Source organism: Neobacillus sp. DFD-2R (genome assembly GCF_057747865.1).
Window position 1 is genome coordinate 17,625 of sequence record NZ_JBYLEG010000002.1, and the last position, 19,052, is coordinate 36,676.

A 19,052-nucleotide genomic window follows, 5' to 3' on the forward strand; every position below is an offset into this window, starting at 1 on the left:
ATACGCAAAATTAGAAACTCATTCGTGTATGGTTATATGTTTGAATTTAGCCTACGCAATTTTTAATCTCTTATACTAAATGAGGAGTGAAGTTAATGGAAAATCAATTCATTCAGTTCTTATTTCAAATGATTGAAAGCAAAGTGAGTGACCTTGAACATATTGAAAATATTGAGGACTTGGAGACATATGTGAAGGATATTAACACCTTTGTTAGCAAGCTGAAAGAAATCGTTATAAAGGAGCAGTAATCTAATGGGCGCGTATGCTTCTCACAAATATCTTAAATCATTTGAAGATGCAGCTGCCCATGTTCGTTACATTGGCTTTAGAGAAAGAGAGGATAAATCAGAATCCTTGGGCCTTTTCTCAGAACACACAGATAATGCAGACGCAGAAAAATTTATTGAGTCTCTTAAAGCTAAACGATTTAAACATCCAGACGTTCCAACCATCCATACTGTACTATTCTCAATGTCTGGTGAAGAGTGGAACAGTTCAGGATTTCAACCGGGCGATTATCAAAAAATGATTCGCCATGTCATGAAGGAGTGGGAAATCAAAACTGGGTACCGCTTGGAATGGGTAGCTGCAGAACACCGCAATCCTGACCACCCTCATTGTCATGTTGCTATTCGAGCCGCTTACACTGACAGAGACGGAGTTGAACATAGACTCAAAATAACAAATGAAGATAGGAAGTTTTTTCGCGAACAATTCCAGAAAACGAAAGAACTATTCAGACCCTTTGACCCACCACCCAGAGAGCTTTCTTATCAGCACGAAAAAGAGCCAAATTTACACATTGATACTTCCCTGCTCGATAATCTGGTATACAAAATCAAAAAGGATCTAGAACAGGAAGAATGGGAACGAGAGCTTGCTCGTAAGAAAGCTCAAAACAAGGAGAGGACGAGATAAGATGACTAAAGATGCATTTAATAAAATAGAACAAGCAACTGAATGTGAATGGTGTGGAAAGGAAAAAGATATCCTATTTGAAATGCCAGTGCCTATAAAAGTTGGAGATATGACAGGTGGTTCTTTCCCTTTTGACATTACTTGTTTAGATTGTTTCTTATGGTTTATTGAAGATCTAAAAGAAGATAACGAACGTTTCAGAAAGGGGGAATTTAAAAATGGAGATTACTAAAGATAAGTTAAAACGTTCTGGCATTACTGCTGGTGTTGTAGGCTTACTATCCGAATACTCAGCCTTAGCTGTTACAAAGGATTTTGACCTTTTCAAGAATTATCACTTTGACCAGTTCTGGCAGTCACTACAGTACAATTTAAGCCATCCAATAGCGAATATAGCCAATACCCTTTCAAATGATTTATTCGCTCAAATTCAGCCGTTCCTAATCGGTGGAACACTGTATCTTGCTGGAAAAGTGCTTTTCGAGAAAAAAGAGAAATACGATGATGCTTCAGATTACGGAGCTTATGGAACCGCTCGATGGGCAAAAGACAATGAAATATTCGACCCTGCAAACATCACTTCCGATATGAGAAAAGAAGGAACCATTCTAGGAATGCACAAGAAAAAACCAATCATTCAGCATACAGACAGTTACTTGAATCGGAATATTTGCGTTGTTGGTGCTTCTGGAGCTGGGAAAACGAGATCCATTATCATTCCAAATATCCTGAAGAACAAGAGAAAAAGCATTGTCGTTATTGACCCCAAAGGTGAACTTTACGAAAAAACTTCTCAGATTAAGCGTGAACAGGGCTATGAAGTCCATCTAGTCAATTTTAAGAACCGGGATAAATCAGACCGCTACAACCTATTTGACTATATCCGAAGGGATTCTGACGCTTTCAAAATTGCTGATACGATGGTCAACAATGCTGGAGAAGGAACGAAAGTTAAAAAAGACTTCTGGAATCAAGCTCAGGCTTCCGTTCTACAGGCTTTAATCCTTTTCGTTAAACATGCCCTTCCTAAAGAAGAACAGCACATGGGAAGCGTAATGACGCTTGCTCAGGTACCAAAAGAGAAGATGGAAAAACTATTCATGGCATTTCCTGAAAATCATGTTGTCAGAAGGTCTTATCAAACGGCAGTCTCGAAGCTTCAAGACAAAACCCTTGGTGATGTATTTATCACACTCATGCAAACCTTGAATCCTTGGCAATATGATGATGTAGTTCAATTCACCGCTGCTAATGACTTTCTATTTGAGGACATAGGGAAAAAGAAAATGATTATCTATGTTATTATGCCAATTGCTGATAACGAATTTAGACCGCTAATCACTACATTCTTTTCTCAAATGTTTTCAGAGCTTTACCGCTTGGCAGACAATAATTATGGTGAACTTCCTAAAGGCGTACTTCTGGAGCTGGATGAATTCGCAAACATCGGTAAAATACCGAATTTCGAGGAAAGACTTTCAACCACTCGAAGCCTGGGAATCGAAGTTACAATCATCCTTCAGGATACCAGCCAGCTAGAAAACCGCTATGGAAAGGATTTAGCTAAAGAAATCATTAATAACTGTGATGTTCGGCTTCTCCTGAAGGCGAATGAACCTGAAACAGCTAAATATTTCAGCAGACTTGCTGGAAAAACAACAATTCGCATTAAGAACAATTCCAGCTCTAAAGGAAATAAGTCATCCACCAAAAGCGAATCAGTTCAATATACAGGTCGGGACCTTATCACTGAACAGGAAGTAATGAAGCTTGGATTTAATTATGAACTGCTCTTTATATCAGGCCAGTATCCAATGAAAGTTAAAAAAGCATGGTTCAATAAAATTAAAGAATTCAAGAATATGCTCGGCAAAGAAGTTTCCAGAGAAGATTATCCTGTTCCAGATCGAGGGGATTTCAAAATATTTTCTCCTGAAGGATTGGAGCAAGAGAAAAAGCCAATTGAATTTGACGAGATTCTTTTTGTCCCTAATAAAGCAAAAATTGATTTAACCAAAATTGACACTGAAACAGGAGAAATTTTAGAGGAATTATCCAAACCAGAAAGCGAAAAAGAGCAAACTCTTGATGATTTAATGAATGATTTCCAACTTTAATATAATCTGATATACAATCTTCAGAAAATACATGCTAAAATAGGAGGTAATACCAAAATGAATGTTTTTAAATCACCGATAGAATGGCTCAAAGATATGATTGCTGAATTGGTTCATGATTTTGCGAATATGGCCTTTGATTGGCTCTCAGCGTTCATGCTTTCACCAACAGATTTATCAAAATATCCAAAGATAGATACCCTTTATGAGTTTGTTTTCTCTCTATCCACATCCTTGTGTATCGTCTTTGTCGCATGGTCACTTCTTGGAATCATGTTCAACCATTTAGCAGGAGTCCAGAGCCGTAGTATTTCTGAAGTAGTTTTTAAAACCATCCTTTCTTTCATTCTTTCAGCTTCCGCACCTTGGCTATTAAAAGAAGTCCTCCTTAGATTAAACAACGCAATTGTTCAATTTTTTCTAGACAAAGGATTAGATACAAAAACTCTAGAAACATTCGCTACTATTCCCGGTACCGCCAGCCTTGCAATTGTCCTAATGGACTTTGCTATCGTTATACTATTTGTTCTTCTTGGGATGCAATATATCCAAAGACTTGGAGAATTCATGGTTTTGCTTGTCACTTCACCGATAGCAGCTCAAAGCATCGTAACAGAAAACTTTGATATTTGGACTGTTTGGTGGAGGGAAGCAATCAGCGTAGTATTCTCACAAGCTTTCCAAGTCGCTTTACTGTGGTTGGTACTCAATAACCTTACAGGAGGACAAAAACTTTCTGATTACATGTTAGCCATCGGCTTAATGATCATTATTCTGAAAGGACCACGGTATCTACGACAATTCCTATATAGTACTGGTTCTGGAAAAATGGCAGTTGGAATGGCTGGAGGAATGGGAAAAATGGCAATTTACAAATACGCTGCTTCAAAAGTGGCTGGAAAATAAGGAGGAAAAACCATGAAAAAGACTATTGTGATTCCTGGGGCTGTTTTAATTACAGCCCTAGCAATTATTTCAATTTTTGTATTTGGATTTAGTAACCCAGCTCTTTCGCCCTCTGAAACGATACAAGCTTTTCACGAAAAAGCAAAGGCTGGTAAAATTGAAGAAACTAAGGAATATGTATCCAAAGACATCTTAAAAGGATTTGAAAATGGAGCATTTTGGCACTATGGAAGCTATGGTAATTTCGTTATTGATTATAAGGGGAAATACAAAACAGTGGTTCCAATCAAATCAACTGAAAAAATATCAGAAAAAAGTGCCACCGTAGACGCTAATATAACGTATATGAATAACAGGAAAGAAAGACAGACCTACTATTTAACGAAGGAAGATGGAAAATGGAAAATCGCAAAATAAAAATTCTCTGTATCTTGCATTACATTGATTTCGATAACGAGATAAATAAACATATTACTTATTTATTTATAGAAAGCGATAAGGACCAAGGGCTTGCGCTTTATGAAGTCAAAGAGAAAGTTAAAGAACTTAACAAGCTTCTTAGTAGAAATTTCTGTATCAGTGTATCAGGAATCTACACCGGGAACCGCCAAGTAAAAACGTACTTACTTGATGATCTAAACATAAAATTAATTAAAACAAAAATAAGGGAGGGGAAATCAAAATGTCATTCCTAGATTTTATGCTATTTGTTAAAGCTGAACAAAAGAAAAAAGAAAAGCAAGCAGCAAAGAAAAAACCTAAAAAGGCAAAATAAAAAGCAGCCGACTTTTAATCGGTTGCTTTTTTTTGCTCTAATTTGGTCATTTCTCCAAATACCCATTCTAATGTTCTGAGTTGATTTAAATCATTATCCGCTTTTGCTGTTTCTTTAGCATTAAGAAGCTTTTCTTTTAATAAATTCCATTTGTCCGACTTCAATTCTTCTTTCGAAAAGAAAAAAGAAACATCTATATTAAAGTAATGGGCTATCTTTTCTAAGAAATCCACTGAAGGGCTATTGATCCCACTTTCCAATTTTGAAATGTGAGCATGGGAAACCCCTAATTTTTCGCCCAATTCCCTCATTGATAATTTCTTTTCCTGTCTAATTTCTCTAATTCTTTTTCCAATATTATTTGAAGATCTGTCTAATTCGAAATCCATTTACAATTCGCCTCTATCTTCTTTACAATCTTCACAATCACATTGCCCAAAATTATCAATCAACCATTGATTATGTTCCAAGTTAAATCCTCCTTACCGCATTACCTTGTAATTCCCTCGCTTTTGGAATGCTCTGGCTCAGGATCTGGTCTTTTTATATTCATGGGCCTATCATTGTAAGGGTCATTACACCGTTCAGTATAAGCCATAATCAAATTATCCGTAATTTTTTTCGGTATATACCCCATCCTATCACGAATGATATTCTCAACAACAAAGCATTTTTTAGTCATCATTTCATATTCTTCAGAAGATATGCTCTCTCCTGCTTTAAATTCAGGATTTTGACTTGCTCCCTGCTTTAAAATCCTCATTGTGTTGAAGTATCCTCGCCTTTCCTCCCTCATGAACCGTAGAAGCTCCAGCAAAGACTTTGTATGCATTTCCATGAGTGCTGGTGTATTCATTCTAACTTGGTCATACCCGATAAATTCAGGTTTTTTGAATTGTTCCAATCTTTCTCCGTTGACGGAGGGTTTTACAAACATCTCACAAAAACCACAATAAATCTTATCTATTTTAGTTGTTGGGCTTACTCCAAGGCTTGAACCGCAATAACTACAAGTGTTATTATTCATTTATTAACTCCCTTTCCCTAGAAGAATTGTGAGTTGGAAAAAGGGCGACCACGAATCGCCCTTTCCCCCATTTATTTTGCTTTTCGAGCTGTATTCGCTTTATCGCTTCTCCATTTATAATCAGTATGAATATTTTCGAAGTTTTTTCTTTGTGGCTTTTTCGACTTTTTAATTGGATACTTTTCGATATATGCAAGCCGTTCTTCTTCTGTCATAAACCAGGTAGTTACTCTCGGCATTTTAACTTCCCCTTTTTGGTCAGTATTTTTTCCCTCCATGTTTATAAGACCGGGATTTATTTCTCTGCATCTTATCAATGATCGCTTGCTCCAAATTCAAATTCATTGAACCGCATAAATCAAAAACACGGATACAAACATCTGCCAATTCTTCAATAAAGTTTTCAGTATCACCTTTTCGGTCCGCTTCTAGAGCTTCGCTAACCTCACTATGAATGAGTGCTAAAACAGTTCCCATCTCTCTTGGTTCATCATGCCAACCTTTAGATTTTGCTATTTCAAAAGCTTCTTTACAAAATGCGTTAATAATCAATTGATAATCCTCCTAAATGTTGTCTATAACTTCTGTATGAATGATGTTTTCATGGCTTAAATTGATTTCTCTAACATCGTATAGTTCAAAATCTCCGCCCTTATTAACTAACTTTCCAGCCTGAATTTTGTTTTCTGCAGCTACAATTGATAAACTGTGTAACCCATCGGCAAAATAGCTAACTTGGAAAACACTCATTTTCTTCCACTCCTTTTCTTTGATTTACATGAATGGCAAACCCTTTTATGTTCGATTAAACATGATTTATTTGCTGGTACCACATCTCCACACTTACTACAAGAAACCAGATTCATTTTTAATTCCCTCCTATGCCCTTATTTCGTTTATCATTTTGCAAAGCTTCAGGCACTGGTCACGCTTTGCTAAACAAATTTCTTTTCTTCTTTCCCATACTTCAAGCCTGTTGTTTTTAATTCCAGATGGAGAAGCTTCTTTCCAATATTCAATATCCTTTTCAATCTCCTGAAGGTGCCATTCTTGCATAAAAACAGCGTCATCGATAATGTTAAGAATCTGTTCAACGTTCATCGGTATCCTCCCCCACCGCTTCATTTACTTCGAATAATTTTCCGCATTTAGGGCATTTGTGTTTGGGAATAATCTCAACATCTAATTCTTTGACATTACATGTGTCGCAGATATACTCCACAAACATGGAATAGGCTGGTAATAACATTCCTTGCTACATCTCCTTATACAACTGTTCAATAGCTTTGTGATATTCAGGCTTAACAAGTGCTTTAAGCCATTCAAAAGCAAGTTCTTTAAAGGCTACAGCTACTTTTCTGTTATTCAAGTTGATCTGGAATTGATTACTGGAAAAATCCTTGTAAAGCTCAACAATACGACAGTTATTAGATGGAAAATAAGTGACATATGCCATTGGTGATTTCCCTCCTTTTCTCAGGCTTTCGCAGAACCTGACTTTCACTGTTGGTGAACTTTATATATATAATTATAACTCTAAAAGTGGAAAAAGTACATAATTTTGTTCACTTTCAGTAAACTATTTGAGTAAAAAATAACAGGGCGATTATGCCCTGAATTTAATGCCCAACTGCTGTCTTATAACGACTTTCTTCAGAACACATTTCAGGTAAATTAGCTTTTACCAAGACCTCCGCAAAAGGAGGAGGAACAGAATTGCCAACTCTCGCTACTTGCTCTTTTTTCGGATAAGACTTACCTGTGAAGTCCTTATCAATAATGTAATTTGACGGAAACCCTTGAGCTGCAAACAGTTCATGAGGTTGCAACATCCTCATACCAATATCAGTAATTTTATAATCATGCCCCTTTATAGTGACAAGACCAAACCTATCCTTTGTCGTGACCGTGTGCAGTGGATCATGAAGGCTTTGCCCTATATCCGAACCATAATATTTCGTAAGAAAGGCAGATACTAAAGCGAATCGATTCCCTCCAGCAGTAATCGTATGAAGTGGCTCTCTGAGCGATAATCCTCTTACTTCATTTTCTGTTGTCTCTGTGTAATAACTTGAAAGGAAAGAAGTTACCATTGAGGAAGCTGGAGCAACATAAGGCTCTTGCTCTATGATAAATTTGTTTACCCCTTTGAATATCCTCCGCATAGTGTTGTCTGATAAAGGCTTTTTTCGGTTAAAAATTGATGGTGTACCAATATCCCAATCAATAATTTCTGAGGAAGTGTGCCAAGGCTTTAATTTTCCTGCCTGAACTTCTAAACTTTTTGGATCTCCATGAGTCGGCTTAGGCCAGACAATCGGTTTACCGTCACATCTTGCAATCATGAAGAATCGTTTTCTTATAGTAGGAGCTCCATAATCGCAAGCTCTTAACTCTTTAAATTCCACTTCATAACCAAGGGCTTCTAATGCTTTTACAAATGATTTAAAGGTCCTTCCCTTTTTAGATTCATCAGGGAAACCATCTTCGGTTAATGGTCCCCATGTTTTGAATTCCTCTACATTCTCTAACATTATGACTCTAGGTTTAACAGCAATTGCCCACCTAACCGCAATCCAAGCTAATCCTCGAACTTTCTTTTCAACTGGCTTTCCGCCCTTCGCTTTACTGAAATGCTTGCAGTCGGGTGAAAACCAAGCAAGCCCGACTTTCCTCCCCTTAACCGCTGCTACTGGATCTACATCCCAAACAGATTCACAATAATGCTCCGTATCCGGATGGTTTGCTTTATGCATGGCAATAGCCGAGGGGTCATGATTGATAGCAATATCAACCGATAACCCTGTAGCCATTTCAATTCCTGTAGAAGCTCCACCGCCCCCTGCAAAATTGTCCACTACAATTTCTCTAAACAAATCCAATTGTTGCATGATAATACCTCCATATTAATATTTACCTTAATGTTAATCTTAACTTCCTGCCCCCAAAGGCCAGAGAGGATTATTCCTCTCCAGCCGTTCTTTGCAATTCCGCAATGTACATATTCTTTTCACCATTCCATGTTTTACCGACAAATTCCCAACCCTCAGCTATGTACTTCTTAACTGTAGGATTCTTTGCGCTCATAGCTTTTTCTACAAACATTTTTTCAACCTTAACATTAACCTTAATATCAACGTTCACTTCTTCAACCACTGGAGCGTCTATCGCTTCCTTTACTTCATCTTCTTTTTTCTCAGGCTCAGGATCTGCAACTTCCACTATGTCTTTTTTGAAAATGTGATGCTTAATTTGGGCAACCGTTCCGAATGACCTAATACCGTTTTCGTTTCCAAATAATGAAACGTGTACTTGTCGGATGCAATCCTTTCCAGCTGCGTTTTTCTCTTTTACAATTTTTAATACTTTACCGCTAACAAATTCAGGTTCAGAAGCCGGGGCTTTCTTATGCCAGTAGTAAACCGTTTCACCCTTTTTAAATTCATCGTACTTGAAACCGTTACTGTACCCTTCAACCGCTTTGCTATAAATTTCGAATGTGTTCATATTACAACTCCCCTTTTAATGTTTTTATTAACCTTAATATTAATGTTAAGGAAGGGGTTAACCCCCTCCTTATATCAATCTTCGTAAACTTGGATGATTTTTATTTCATATAAAGTTTCTTCAGTTGTTACTTCAATTCTTCTTCCAGTTTCTGTTTTGAAAACGTAAGTACCTTTTTCAATTTCTTTACCGCTTACAACTTCTTCATTCAATTCTTTTTCAAGAAGCATATCAATTTCTAAAATGGATCCAACAGTTTTACTAACCAAGTTTTTCATTTTTCATTCTCCCTTTCATTTTCTGAATATTTTGTATTTCTTATTAACTTAATCCTAACATTTTACACTTCTTTTGTACACTAAAAGTGAACATTTTAAATAAAAAAGTTTTCTAAAAATGCACAAACAATAAAAACCTGTGTTATAATATTTCTCGGGCTAAGATTTCTTCTCTAGGAGCAGGGCATAAAAAAACACTGGGTTAAAGAGTCCCAGTGTTTTTTTGCGTCTATTTGTTCATACTTGAAAGGAATCCGCCAAGCAGATCATCTTCTTCCTCCGCTTCTCCTTCATTTTCCGCTGATTGATATTCTCTAGAAAAATCCCATTTAAAATCGTTTAAGTCATCGTCTATTTCTTCTTTAACCTGGGACGAAATTTGAACCTCAATTTTTGGCTCAGATACTTCTATTGAAGTTAAACGAGTTGGCTCGGAAAATAGCTGATAAATCATGTTTCCAAGCAAGGCTTCCGTCTGTTCATGCTTTAACCAATCTCTTTGTTCCTTCGTCAATTTCTGGCTCATGGGAATACTGATTGTATCCTGCTCTCTTTTATTAATAATCCCTAGAAAAACCAGCTCCGCTACTTTACTTGAAAAGTCTCTTTTATCCGATTCCTTTAGCTTCATTAAATATTTCAGGATATGTTCAGGGGTGTCCGAAAGTAAACGGAATGTAATAACTTGCCCTCTTTTCATATTAACCGCTCCTTAACCTTAATATTAAGATTGATATTAAATAACCCTTAACCTTAATACTAAAATTTCTTTTTCCCTTCCCCCTTAGTACTTGCATTTTTCGTTGCCCCTCAGAATACGCTAAGAGCAAAGATTCGCTTTAGCAAGCGTGCTCATAGCGTTTTGCCCTCCCTAATAGCAGGGGAGGGCTTATTTTTTTATTTGGACTCAGAATATAAAGAAGCATAGTACTCATAGTAATTAACATGTAAGGAGGGGAGCCTATGGCTAGAGGAAATGCCAAAGTAAAAAGCGTACACTTTAACATCACAAAAGAAGCTGACCAAATTATGCTCAAGCATATAGGAAGAAAAAATTTCAGCAAGTACATTAAAAAGTTAATCCTTGAAGATGTTCAACGAAAAAAAGAGCTGTCTAATCAACAGCCCATAAAACAAAGTGGAGGGATTAATTTTAAATTGGATTAACCATGAATTACTGGAATGATTCCCATATTAGTTAGAACTTTTACAACAATGCCAGCTGCTCCTGTTACGACCAAACCCCATCCTATAATCGTTGTCATGACAAAAAACCCTCTTTTCTTTTAGTCTTTAGGCTTAGATTACCCAAAACCAAGGAGGTTATACATCATGTTTTTATCACCTAAAGTTGAAACTGTTGGAGGAATTAAGGATTTTTTAGAAGTAAGCCCGACAAAGAAAAAGTTCATAAAAAACACGCTAGGAAATGCTTTTCTAGTCGGGTTATCAGTCGGTTTATTAAACCAAGTACCACCAACAACTTCAGTAGCAGTACCAGCTATGGCTATGCCTATGCCAGTTCTGGGATTAAGTATAACCGACAAGATAATTCATGCCTTCGACCCAATTGTTCAAATACTTCAAGGCTTGAGTTTTCCAGTGTGTTTCATCTTTTTAAGCGCAGGCTTTCTCGTGATGATGACAGGAAATCGTCAAAAGGGATTGAGCATGATCAAGTGGGCAGCAATCGGATACATCGGAATGCAATTCGCCCCGGCAATAATGGCAATCCTCGTAGAAATCGGGAAAGCAATGGGGAAATGATTCACTTTAAAATAACTCCTGACAGTAGACTCGACAATAATAATATTGAACATTTAGCACAAACTTTATGCATATATACAAGTCCATTGGAAAGATGGAACGGAAAAGGATTTAATCCAGTATCCTTTATGAGCTTTGAAACGATATTAGAGCTTGGAAACACTCAATTTGTTTTAACTGTACCTAATGACATGGAAAGCATAGCAAAAAAATCTCTTGAAACCACATGGCCCAAATCCGCATTCGAAGAAATAGAGGATCCATTCACTCAAAGCCCTACCTTAACATCAACCTTAACCTTAAATAATCACTATATGTTCTCTTTAAAAGTCGATAAACGCAAAGTTGGAGCATTACCAAGCATTTTGGAAACAATAAAATCATTAGAAAAAGGCGAAAAAATTTACATTCAAACAATCGCCACTCCTGCCGAAAAAGATTGGTATGTCGGTGCTTCCGAAGCCTATGAGCGTTTCAAAAAAGGGGAAATGCCCCATAAATGGCACTTCAATAAAAAAGCAATTGCTAATACCACAATAAAAATAGCAGCTTACACAGCCCTTGGTATAGCAGATATAACGACTGAGCTTATAACTGGTAAGCCATTGGAGAAAATAGATATTAACGGCAATGAAAGAGCAACAATCCTGAAAGATGGAAAATTAAGTTCCGCAACCTTAAACAAAACAAAAGCCGATGCTTATTCAACAAATATCAGAATCGGAATTGTTGCTCCACCTAAACGAGCAACGGCTTTAATGCGTATAGTTACCATGTCTTTTAGAGAGTTAGACGGTGAAAATCATTTAACATCTAATATCACTAATGCATCTAAGAGCTGGGATAAAATGACCAAAAGAAAAATAGGTAGCTTTGTTAACAAAGACTATCTTAGTATTCCTGAAATCAGTCGATTATGTGTCCTCCCTTCTGGAGAACTCCAAGAAAAATACAAAATCCCTAACATAGATAATTTAGAAATTGAGGTTGATAAAACCCTTACCTCTGGAGGTCTTTACTTAGGCGATGTACAGGTAAAAAAGAAAACAATGAAAGTATATCAATCCATTACAAACCACGATATTTTGTGCCTTCCAAGGATAGTCATAGGAGGAATGGGAAGTGGCAAAACAAAAGGATATGCTTCAAACTTTGTTGTTGAAGCTGTCCGTAATGGCTTTGGAGCATTAGCGATTGACCCAGCAAAAGGCGAAATTTATGAAGAAGTTTCTCACGGATTACCAAGCGATAAAATTATTAAAATTCAACTAGGACAACAGCCATTCTCCTTGGATTGGGTTGAGGTTGAGCGAAGTCCAAAAGCTAAAAACCGTCTCGCTAATACCATCTTAGAATTTTTCAGTTCTTCTAATGAGGAAGCTGGAGCTCAAACTTCTCGGTATATAAGGGCTGCTGTTATGGCTATGCAGACCGGGAAACTTAGCGAAATCATTAGGATATTTGAAGATAAAGAATATAGAAACAAGGTCATTTCATTGATGAAAGAAGGCATCCATAAAATAACGCTAGAATCATTTTGCAAAGAAAGCGACAAGCGACAAGCTCAAATATTATCACCAATTTATAACAGGCTTGATATTATATTGGGGGATGAATATTTATCTGAGTGCATGGAATCAGATAATAGTATTAATTTAGTCGATTTAATGGAGCAAAAGAAAGCAATTATCATAAACGTTCCTAAAAGTGATTTAGGACCCGAAATAGTTGATCTAATCGTAAATCTACTTACCAGCAAAATAGACCTCGCAATGACATTAAGAAGCGAAGAAAAACAGCATCCTTTCTTTGTATTACTTGATGAACCACATCAATTTCTAAAAAGCGCAAAAATCTGGAAGTCTGCAACCGTTGAAAGCCGTAAATGGCGTTTAGGTTATGTTTGGCTCTTTCATTCCTGGGAGCAAATACCGAAAGACTTATCAGAAATCATTAAAGCAGCTGGACCTCATTTCACCATTTATAACAGCAGTAAAAAAACCTTTAAAGATTTAGCTGAAGAAATCGCCCCTTATACTATTGAGGATGGATTAAAACTAAAGCTTCACCATACAATCAATGTTCTAAGAGCTGGTAACCAAATTCAAAAACCGTTTATCTGTCAAATGGCTTTACCACCAAGTAAAGTTAAAATAAAAAAAGATGGTGCATAATCACACCATCTTTTTCTTATTAAAAACTATATTCAACTGTTTGTTTACCAGTTATATCTTGATAAGTATCTGCGTTCATTGTGTTTCCGAATACTAATTTCACTTTACCAATATCCGCATTTTTCAAAATAAAACCATCTTGATAATCTTTTTTTACTTTACCTAAAAACTTAGAATCAATTTCTGAATCATTAGGAATAAAGTTTTTCAATTGACCGTCAATTTGTTCACCTTTATCTGTAACCACATTCATCAGATGATACCAATCCACGTTTCCATCAGATGTATTTTCCGCAGAATATTGAACCTGAATGTATGAGAATCCATTTTTCAATACTTCTGCACTTTCACCAGCCATAGCAGCTAATTGATTTGCAAATTCTGCATTTACATCTGACATTTTAATGACTTTCACATCTTTAACTGTTACTACCAAAGGTGCAATGTTAACTGTTTGGTTCACTTGTTTAATTTTCATTAATTCCGCTGTACCGCCTGAATTAGAAGCTTTTTGTCCAACTTGTAATAATTCAACTCTTCCGCTTGCATCTTTCTTAGGTTGTTCCTGTTTCAACGGCTTCTGTTCCGCTGGCTTTGGTTTCTCCTCTGTTTTTGTTGAAGCTTGGTTTGAATTACTACTACTGCATCCTGCTAATAATCCGCCAACCAACAACCCAGCTACTAAAACCTTTGAATACTTTAACATCACACATTCCCCCGCTTTACTTTTTTCTATTTATGATTAATCCTTTATAATGGAATGACCATCAGAAGCTTTATAAAAATCTTTCTCAGATTTTTCTTTCCAAAAGTTTTCAGCTTCTAATTCCTCATCTATCATTTTCTTTAACTGTGTTTCATCAATATATTGAGGACCTTTAATTAGAACGTTTAAAGCCTCTCTATACGTATAGGTTACTTTAAAAGATGGGCAATCAGAAAGGTTTTTGTACTGTCCACTTTTCCATTCTGTTTTTAATTTCTCATATTCAATTTCAAACCATGTTCTCAAACTATTAATTGCATGATCGTCTACTGCCATTTTTAAATTCCTCCTTTTTGTTATTTTCTTCTTCTTTATCTATTATCTTTTGAATATTGTCCTGAACACTTATTAAAACTTTAAGTTTTATGCTAACTTCCAAATACTCTTTATTTAACAAATCATTTGTATATTTCTCTTTATAAGGAACAATTTCTAAAATTTTATTTAAAAAACCTTTAATAGCTATCAAACGATCAATTTGCTTATCAAGTACCCTCATTACACTTTCTAATTCCAATTCATCAAAGTTTGTGAACATGGGCCATCTCCCTTTCTTCTTCCTTCAAAGCTCTGTATAAAGCAGATCTAGAAACTGAAGTAATTTCCGTAATCTGTTTAACAGTATAATTCTGAGAATGATAAAGCTCCAAAGCATGTTTTAATCCAGCGTGTTTAGAAGTGAATTTCTTGGGTCTACCCAAGTACTTCCCCTTCTCTTTTGCAACCGCAATTCCATTCCGCTGTTTTTCTTTAATCAAACTTCTTTCCATTTCAGCAACAGCACTCATAATCGTCAAGAAAAGTTTACCCCAAATTTCGTCTCTTGTGTCAATATTTGGAGACAAAATTACAAAATGAATATTTCTTGAATTTAATTCCTCAACTAATTTTAAAAGTTGCATAGTACTTCTTCCTAATCTGTCCATCCTCGCAACAACTAAAGTGTCTCCATCTTTCAAATTTCCAAGAAGTTCATCCAGCTGAGGTTTTTGTTTTGCGACTCCTGTAATTTTTTCGGAGATGATTTTTTCTACACCATATCTTTTTAATTGTTCAATTTGAGCATCCAAATTTTGGTCTTTCGAAGATACCCTTGCATAACCATAAATCATTTTGCTTCCCCCGTGTTCATTTTAATCCAATATACTATAAAACAGCAATATTTTAAAGAACATTTTGAAACATTTATTTGGGACACTCCAAACTCAATAAAATCAAGCAAAGATTTTTTGTTTCAAAACGTGTACCCTCTTGGAACAAATGGATGTTGCTAGCGAGGTCATACGCAAAATTAAAATTCTTTTCGTGTATGGTTATAGGTGTAAATGCGTCTACGCATCATCTTTTTTCTTTCATTTACTTCTTTTTACTGTTTCACGAAACAAAAAAACACCCCGAAGGATGTTTCGGTGTTAACCGCCCGGTTTGATTCCCATGTTTTTCAACTCAATATGGTAAATCTTGTTTTAGTAGTTTTTCTTTCATTTTCAACGCATCTTTAATATTTTTTTCAATATCTCCCTTAACTTTTGTGAAATTCTGTATTGTATAACCACTAGCTATACCATCTCTATTTACCCTTTCATATTCAGCAATCTTCATTTCAATATCTCTAACAGCCTTATTTACAGCAATTTCATAGTCAACACAAATAACAATTAAATCAAGTTTAAATTGTCCAGAATTAAATCGGTCAGAAGTATTAACCTTTAAAAACTCTTCCCAAGCACCTCGTTTTATATGACTAATACCTATTTTAACGGTATTGAAAGATAGTGGAGAAAATGATTTCGGACTTACAAGTTCTAGAAACTTATAAGCTTGTTCAAACGTTTCTGAATTATAATAAACTTCTCTCATAAACGCTTTGAACTTTACTTCAGCTTCATCTGCTGCTTTATTCTTTTCTAATTCAAAAGCACTTTTTAAACCAAGTCTAGCTCCAAAGTAAACACCTGAACCAGTAACGATAACACCTAACGAACTCCATAAAGGGCTTGAGAAAAACCTATAAAGTGGATTGAATTCATTAATTATTGCGATTAAAACAATAGCAAAAATAATTACTTCTATAACCAATGTTGTTATTAATATTTTTTTCATTTTTTATAACCTAACTTATATATTTTTATAATACATTCGAGCTTTCTTCCTTATTTTCCTTCTGTTCTTCATGTAAAGTGTAAAATTGTCCACGCTTAACTATTTTCCCACCACTATTTTCAACTAGGTCTTTAAATTTAGAATGGGGATTAGCGTACTTTTTGCCTGTTTTATCTTCAAACTTCTTAGCTAATTCAGTAGCTGTTAAGTGACCGTTATTATCTTTTAATATAGCCGTGACTATTTTTACTCCATCATCTGTCGAAATAGTTTTTGACTTTTGAGGTTTTGAAGCTGGTTTAGGTTTTGGCTTGCTATGTAACAACTGCATTTTAGCAGCTTGCTGAATATTTTCTCTCATTATGTCCTTTTCAGGTTCAACATTTATTTGTTCCCTCGCCACTGGATCATTAGCTATTTTTTCCGCAGCTCTTTCGATTACATCTTTTGCTGGTACTTGTGGGATAAGTTGACCTAATTCTCTTGTGATTCTTGAAAACTCATGTAATAAGCCTTCCGAGTCTACCGCTTCCCTCTCCAAATTGTCTAATCGTTGCAATCTGTCCAAAATACTCATTTGCCTATTTTCAATTGCAGCTATGTCATTTCTGTATTCACTACGCTTTTGCTTTTTTTCTTCTTCTAAGTTAGAGAACATAACTTCTAATGCTTTTCTCTCTGTAAATAATAACAACTTATTCCTCTCCCTTTTATGAATTTCTATATGTATTTGTATCCTATCTGTCCGTAATTACAATCACATATTGTTCACTTTTAGTCAACAATAAAAAATATGAAAGAAAAATCAAAAAAAATAAGCCCCTCTCAATCGAGAGGAGCTTTTTCCAATTCTTTCACCAGCTGTGTAATATCTTCACCTTCGCAAATAACCTTTTGTAGCTCTAAATTAACCCAAGATTCTCTTTTAATTTCTTTCCACCATTCAAAGGCCACTTGTTCAGGTTTCTTTTTACCCAATCGGACTTCCCCTCGTGTCAACAATTTAACTTTAGGATCCGTGCTGATGTAATGAATCTGGATTATTACAGTCAATTAAATCATCCTTATACTTGTTGTCCATATATTTTACCTTTAGGATACTTTTGCTGAAGCAAAATTACCATTTCTTTCGCTTGAGCATATGTGATGTTTTCCGCAATTACTCTGAAGGGGGTATTATCAGGATTACAAGAAACAACTTTCTTTTTTAAACCATATTGAGCAGCTAAACCACTTACAATAGCCAAGGCCACTTTCTTACGGTAATCTTCGCTTTTTAGAAGGTCCGCTTCTTCATGATTTGACATGAATCCGCACTCACAAAGGATAGCAGTCATTCTGGTTTCTCGCAATACATGAAGGTCCCCTTCTTTAACTCCCCTATTGGTTAATCCTGTAGCAGACACTAGGGATGATTGGACCTTATTAGCTAAAGCAACCGCTTCAGCGTATTTAAACTTGTAAACAAAGGTCTCAATTCCATGTGCACTACTCCAACAATCACCAGCTGCATTAGCATGAACGGATACGTGAACATTAGAACCCCAATTATTTACACGATTTGTACGGTCTTGTAAAGGCACATCAATTTTTCCTGTTGGATCATCAACACGAAGTGTAGCCACATTCTCATAGTTTGCTAATTCATTAACTATATAACCAACAACGGCACTATTAAACTGCCATTCATGCAAACTATTGTCTGGAGTACGCTTTCCAGCCGTATTAATACCATGTCCTGCATCTAAAGAAATTTTAAACATTATTTACTATCTCCTTTACCTTTTAGAATTTCTACAGCACTTTTGATTTGTTCCGGAACAGGAAGATTTACTCTACCAGCATTTTCAATAATGGAAAGTAATTCATTTGCTAAGTAAAAAAACACAATTGCGTCACCTAATATGTGACCTTGACCAATTGCTTTATCCACTAAATGACCAACTGCTACTAAGCAAAAAATCATGAGCTTTTTCGCAATTCCTCTAAATCCTATTTTGCTACTTAACTTGCCTTCAACCCCACTTGCAAGCATTCCTGAAAGGTAATCAATAACTACAAAGGCAAGTAAAATTTGCAACAAAACACTCCACCCCCCAAATGCCCAACCTACGAAAACACCAATAAATGTTGATGAAATTTTATAAAAAGCTTCCCAGCTCATTTTTCTCCCCCTAAATAAAAAGAGAGTCATTAAATGACTCTCCGATTTTTTTCAAAATAAAAAAACGCTTATTATGCGTTTTGTGGTGTTGCTAATATTTGATCTGCTTCTTCCTGAGTAATGAACCCTTTAGTAACATAGCTGCGCACCTTAGCTTCATCTATCCTTCTGAATACCCACATATTCAAAATGAATCCGTACATGTTCTCACCCCCTTTCAAGTAATAAAAAAATGGATTTATTACGGTAATAAATCCATTACGCTTATTAAAGCATTCTCTAAATCTGTAAGTCTTTTTATATTTTCTTCTCTTTCCGTCAAAACAATTGGAACAGTTCCTTTTTTATCAATAAGTTTAGCGTCAGCTAAAAGTACTGGAGGGGTATCTTCATCATTCAAAAGAATATTCCTATCCTCTAATCCATCAATTTCCCCTTCATCAAACACTAATTTACCTGAAATAAACTGTGGATTTTTAATATTTTCATAAACAGTTACTAAAACACCATCTACATTATAAAAAGCTATTTTCATATACCCATACCT

The 19,052-nt window shown here is 35.7% G+C and carries 32 protein-coding genes; 10 read left to right on the forward strand and 22 right to left on the reverse strand.

Going from position 1 to position 19,052, the window contains the following annotated elements:
• Positions 1 to 95: 95 nt before the first annotated feature.
• Genes AC3ANV_RS27630 through AC3ANV_RS27660 form a run of 7 tightly spaced genes read left to right on the forward strand, consistent with a single transcriptional unit; the run spans position 96 to position 4,639 of the window.
• A complete protein-coding gene (locus AC3ANV_RS27630; protein WP_488314426.1) occupies positions 96 to 251 on the forward strand; it encodes a hypothetical protein in 156 nt (51 codons plus the stop codon).
• A gap of 4 nt (positions 252 to 255) precedes the next feature.
• A complete protein-coding gene (locus AC3ANV_RS27635) occupies positions 256 to 921 on the forward strand; it encodes a relaxase/mobilization nuclease domain-containing protein (RefSeq protein WP_488314427.1) in 666 nt (221 codons plus the stop codon).
• Position 922: 1 nt separating this feature from the next.
• Entirely contained in the window at positions 923 to 1,153 is a 231-nt protein-coding gene (locus tag AC3ANV_RS27640; protein ID WP_488314428.1) for a hypothetical protein, read from the forward strand.
• On the forward strand, positions 1,140 to 3,038 hold the full coding sequence (locus AC3ANV_RS27645; RefSeq protein WP_488314429.1) for a VirD4-like conjugal transfer protein, CD1115 family: 1,899 nt from the start codon (positions 1,140 to 1,142) through the stop codon (positions 3,036 to 3,038). The genes AC3ANV_RS27640 and AC3ANV_RS27645 overlap by 14 nt, the downstream gene beginning before the upstream one ends.
• Before the next feature lie 57 nt (positions 3,039 to 3,095).
• Positions 3,096 to 3,944 (forward strand): conjugal transfer protein TrbL family protein, encoded by an 849-nt coding sequence (locus AC3ANV_RS27650; RefSeq protein ID WP_488314430.1) that lies wholly within the window; start codon positions 3,096 to 3,098, stop codon positions 3,942 to 3,944.
• 12 nt (positions 3,945 to 3,956) lie between these two features.
• Positions 3,957 to 4,361 (forward strand): nuclear transport factor 2 family protein, encoded by a 405-nt coding sequence (locus AC3ANV_RS27655; RefSeq protein ID WP_488314431.1) that lies wholly within the window; start codon positions 3,957 to 3,959, stop codon positions 4,359 to 4,361.
• The gene (locus AC3ANV_RS27660; RefSeq protein WP_488314432.1) at positions 4,343 to 4,639 is read left to right on the forward strand and encodes a hypothetical protein; all 297 of its coding nucleotides are present in this window, start codon (positions 4,343 to 4,345) and stop codon (positions 4,637 to 4,639) included. Before AC3ANV_RS27655 ends, AC3ANV_RS27660 begins: the two co-directional genes overlap by 19 nt.
• A 94-nt stretch (positions 4,640 to 4,733) precedes the next feature.
• Here AC3ANV_RS27660 and AC3ANV_RS27665 read toward each other — a convergent pair whose 3' ends face one another.
• From AC3ANV_RS27665 to AC3ANV_RS27715, 11 genes are all read right to left on the reverse strand, one after another.
• Positions 4,734 to 5,108 (reverse strand): helix-turn-helix domain-containing protein, encoded by a 375-nt coding sequence (locus AC3ANV_RS27665; protein ID WP_488314433.1) that lies wholly within the window; start codon positions 5,106 to 5,108, stop codon positions 4,734 to 4,736.
• Between the two features lie 101 nt (positions 5,109 to 5,209).
• Entirely contained in the window at positions 5,210 to 5,746 is a 537-nt protein-coding gene (locus AC3ANV_RS27670; protein WP_488314434.1) for a hypothetical protein, read from the reverse strand.
• A 71-nt stretch (positions 5,747 to 5,817) separates the two neighbouring features.
• Positions 5,818 to 5,985: a hypothetical protein gene (locus AC3ANV_RS27675; RefSeq protein WP_488314435.1), complete on the reverse strand. Its 168-nt coding sequence runs from the start codon at positions 5,983 to 5,985 to the stop codon at positions 5,818 to 5,820.
• Between the two features lie 19 nt (positions 5,986 to 6,004).
• On the reverse strand, positions 6,005 to 6,298 hold the full coding sequence (locus AC3ANV_RS27680) for a MazG nucleotide pyrophosphohydrolase domain-containing protein (protein WP_488314436.1): 294 nt from the start codon (positions 6,296 to 6,298) through the stop codon (positions 6,005 to 6,007).
• 12 nt (positions 6,299 to 6,310) lie between these two features.
• Positions 6,311 to 6,496, reverse strand: coding sequence for a hypothetical protein (locus AC3ANV_RS27685; RefSeq protein ID WP_488314437.1), 186 nt, complete (start codon positions 6,494 to 6,496; stop codon positions 6,311 to 6,313).
• Between the two features lie 129 nt (positions 6,497 to 6,625).
• On the reverse strand, positions 6,626 to 6,847 hold the full coding sequence (locus AC3ANV_RS27690) for a hypothetical protein (protein ID WP_488314438.1): 222 nt from the start codon (positions 6,845 to 6,847) through the stop codon (positions 6,626 to 6,628).
• A 154-nt stretch (positions 6,848 to 7,001) separates the two neighbouring features.
• A complete protein-coding gene (locus tag AC3ANV_RS27695; RefSeq protein WP_488314439.1) occupies positions 7,002 to 7,202 on the reverse strand; it encodes a hypothetical protein in 201 nt (66 codons plus the stop codon).
• A 163-nt stretch (positions 7,203 to 7,365) separates the two neighbouring features.
• Positions 7,366 to 8,637, reverse strand: a complete 1,272-nt coding sequence (locus AC3ANV_RS27700) for a DNA cytosine methyltransferase (protein WP_488314440.1) — start codon at positions 8,635 to 8,637, stop codon at positions 7,366 to 7,368.
• A 70-nt stretch (positions 8,638 to 8,707) separates the two neighbouring features.
• On the reverse strand, positions 8,708 to 9,253 hold the full coding sequence (locus AC3ANV_RS27705) for a hypothetical protein (RefSeq protein ID WP_488314441.1): 546 nt from the start codon (positions 9,251 to 9,253) through the stop codon (positions 8,708 to 8,710).
• A gap of 74 nt (positions 9,254 to 9,327) precedes the next feature.
• Positions 9,328 to 9,531: a hypothetical protein gene (locus AC3ANV_RS27710; protein WP_488314442.1), complete on the reverse strand. Its 204-nt coding sequence runs from the start codon at positions 9,529 to 9,531 to the stop codon at positions 9,328 to 9,330.
• A 229-nt stretch (positions 9,532 to 9,760) separates the two neighbouring features.
• Complete coding sequence (locus AC3ANV_RS27715) at positions 9,761 to 10,231, reverse strand: hypothetical protein (RefSeq protein ID WP_488314443.1); 471 nt, start codon at positions 10,229 to 10,231, stop codon at positions 9,761 to 9,763.
• A gap of 263 nt (positions 10,232 to 10,494) precedes the next feature.
• Between AC3ANV_RS27715 and AC3ANV_RS27720 the strand changes: the two genes are divergently transcribed.
• The 3 genes from AC3ANV_RS27720 (at position 10,495) to AC3ANV_RS27730 (ending at position 13,472) form a co-directional block, all read left to right on the forward strand.
• Entirely contained in the window at positions 10,495 to 10,698 is a 204-nt protein-coding gene (locus AC3ANV_RS27720) for a hypothetical protein (protein WP_488314444.1), read from the forward strand.
• A gap of 165 nt (positions 10,699 to 10,863) precedes the next feature.
• Positions 10,864 to 11,298 carry a hypothetical protein gene (locus AC3ANV_RS27725; protein ID WP_488314445.1) on the forward strand — a complete coding sequence of 145 codons (435 nt, stop codon included), beginning with the start codon at positions 10,864 to 10,866 and terminating at the stop codon, positions 11,296 to 11,298.
• Positions 11,295 to 13,472, forward strand: a complete 2,178-nt coding sequence (locus tag AC3ANV_RS27730) for a type IV secretory system conjugative DNA transfer family protein (RefSeq protein WP_488314446.1) — start codon at positions 11,295 to 11,297, stop codon at positions 13,470 to 13,472. Before AC3ANV_RS27725 ends, AC3ANV_RS27730 begins: the two co-directional genes overlap by 4 nt.
• A 19-nt stretch (positions 13,473 to 13,491) precedes the next feature.
• Here the strand turns inward: AC3ANV_RS27730 and AC3ANV_RS27735 are convergent, their stop codons facing one another.
• From AC3ANV_RS27735 to AC3ANV_RS27785, 11 genes are all read right to left on the reverse strand, one after another.
• Positions 13,492 to 14,178: a hypothetical protein gene (locus AC3ANV_RS27735; RefSeq protein WP_488314447.1), complete on the reverse strand. Its 687-nt coding sequence runs from the start codon at positions 14,176 to 14,178 to the stop codon at positions 13,492 to 13,494.
• A gap of 36 nt (positions 14,179 to 14,214) precedes the next feature.
• Positions 14,215 to 14,514, reverse strand: a complete 300-nt coding sequence (locus AC3ANV_RS27740; RefSeq protein ID WP_488314365.1) for a hypothetical protein — start codon at positions 14,512 to 14,514, stop codon at positions 14,215 to 14,217.
• A complete protein-coding gene (locus AC3ANV_RS27745; RefSeq protein ID WP_488314366.1) occupies positions 14,489 to 14,776 on the reverse strand; it encodes a hypothetical protein in 288 nt (95 codons plus the stop codon). The genes AC3ANV_RS27740 and AC3ANV_RS27745 overlap by 26 nt, the downstream gene beginning before the upstream one ends.
• Positions 14,760 to 15,350, reverse strand: coding sequence for a recombinase family protein (locus tag AC3ANV_RS27750; protein ID WP_488314367.1), 591 nt, complete (start codon positions 15,348 to 15,350; stop codon positions 14,760 to 14,762). Before AC3ANV_RS27750 ends, AC3ANV_RS27745 begins: the two co-directional genes overlap by 17 nt.
• A gap of 334 nt (positions 15,351 to 15,684) precedes the next feature.
• On the reverse strand, positions 15,685 to 16,341 hold the full coding sequence (locus AC3ANV_RS27755) for a hypothetical protein (protein WP_488314368.1): 657 nt from the start codon (positions 16,339 to 16,341) through the stop codon (positions 15,685 to 15,687).
• A gap of 25 nt (positions 16,342 to 16,366) precedes the next feature.
• A complete protein-coding gene (locus AC3ANV_RS27760; RefSeq protein WP_488314369.1) occupies positions 16,367 to 17,035 on the reverse strand; it encodes a hypothetical protein in 669 nt (222 codons plus the stop codon).
• A 131-nt stretch (positions 17,036 to 17,166) separates the two neighbouring features.
• Positions 17,167 to 17,319 carry a hypothetical protein gene (locus AC3ANV_RS27765; protein ID WP_488314370.1) on the reverse strand — a complete coding sequence of 51 codons (153 nt, stop codon included), beginning with the start codon at positions 17,317 to 17,319 and terminating at the stop codon, positions 17,167 to 17,169.
• Between the two features lie 86 nt (positions 17,320 to 17,405).
• Positions 17,406 to 18,104 (reverse strand): N-acetylmuramoyl-L-alanine amidase, encoded by a 699-nt coding sequence (locus AC3ANV_RS27770; RefSeq protein ID WP_488314371.1) that lies wholly within the window; start codon positions 18,102 to 18,104, stop codon positions 17,406 to 17,408.
• Positions 18,104 to 18,505: a phage holin family protein gene (locus AC3ANV_RS27775; RefSeq protein ID WP_488314372.1), complete on the reverse strand. Its 402-nt coding sequence runs from the start codon at positions 18,503 to 18,505 to the stop codon at positions 18,104 to 18,106. Before AC3ANV_RS27775 ends, AC3ANV_RS27770 begins: the two co-directional genes overlap by 1 nt.
• A gap of 71 nt (positions 18,506 to 18,576) precedes the next feature.
• Entirely contained in the window at positions 18,577 to 18,708 is a 132-nt protein-coding gene (locus AC3ANV_RS27780) for a hypothetical protein (protein WP_488314373.1), read from the reverse strand.
• A 38-nt stretch (positions 18,709 to 18,746) separates the two neighbouring features.
• Entirely contained in the window at positions 18,747 to 19,040 is a 294-nt protein-coding gene (locus tag AC3ANV_RS27785; RefSeq protein WP_488314374.1) for a hypothetical protein, read from the reverse strand.
• Between the last annotated feature and the right edge of the window lie 12 nt (positions 19,041 to 19,052).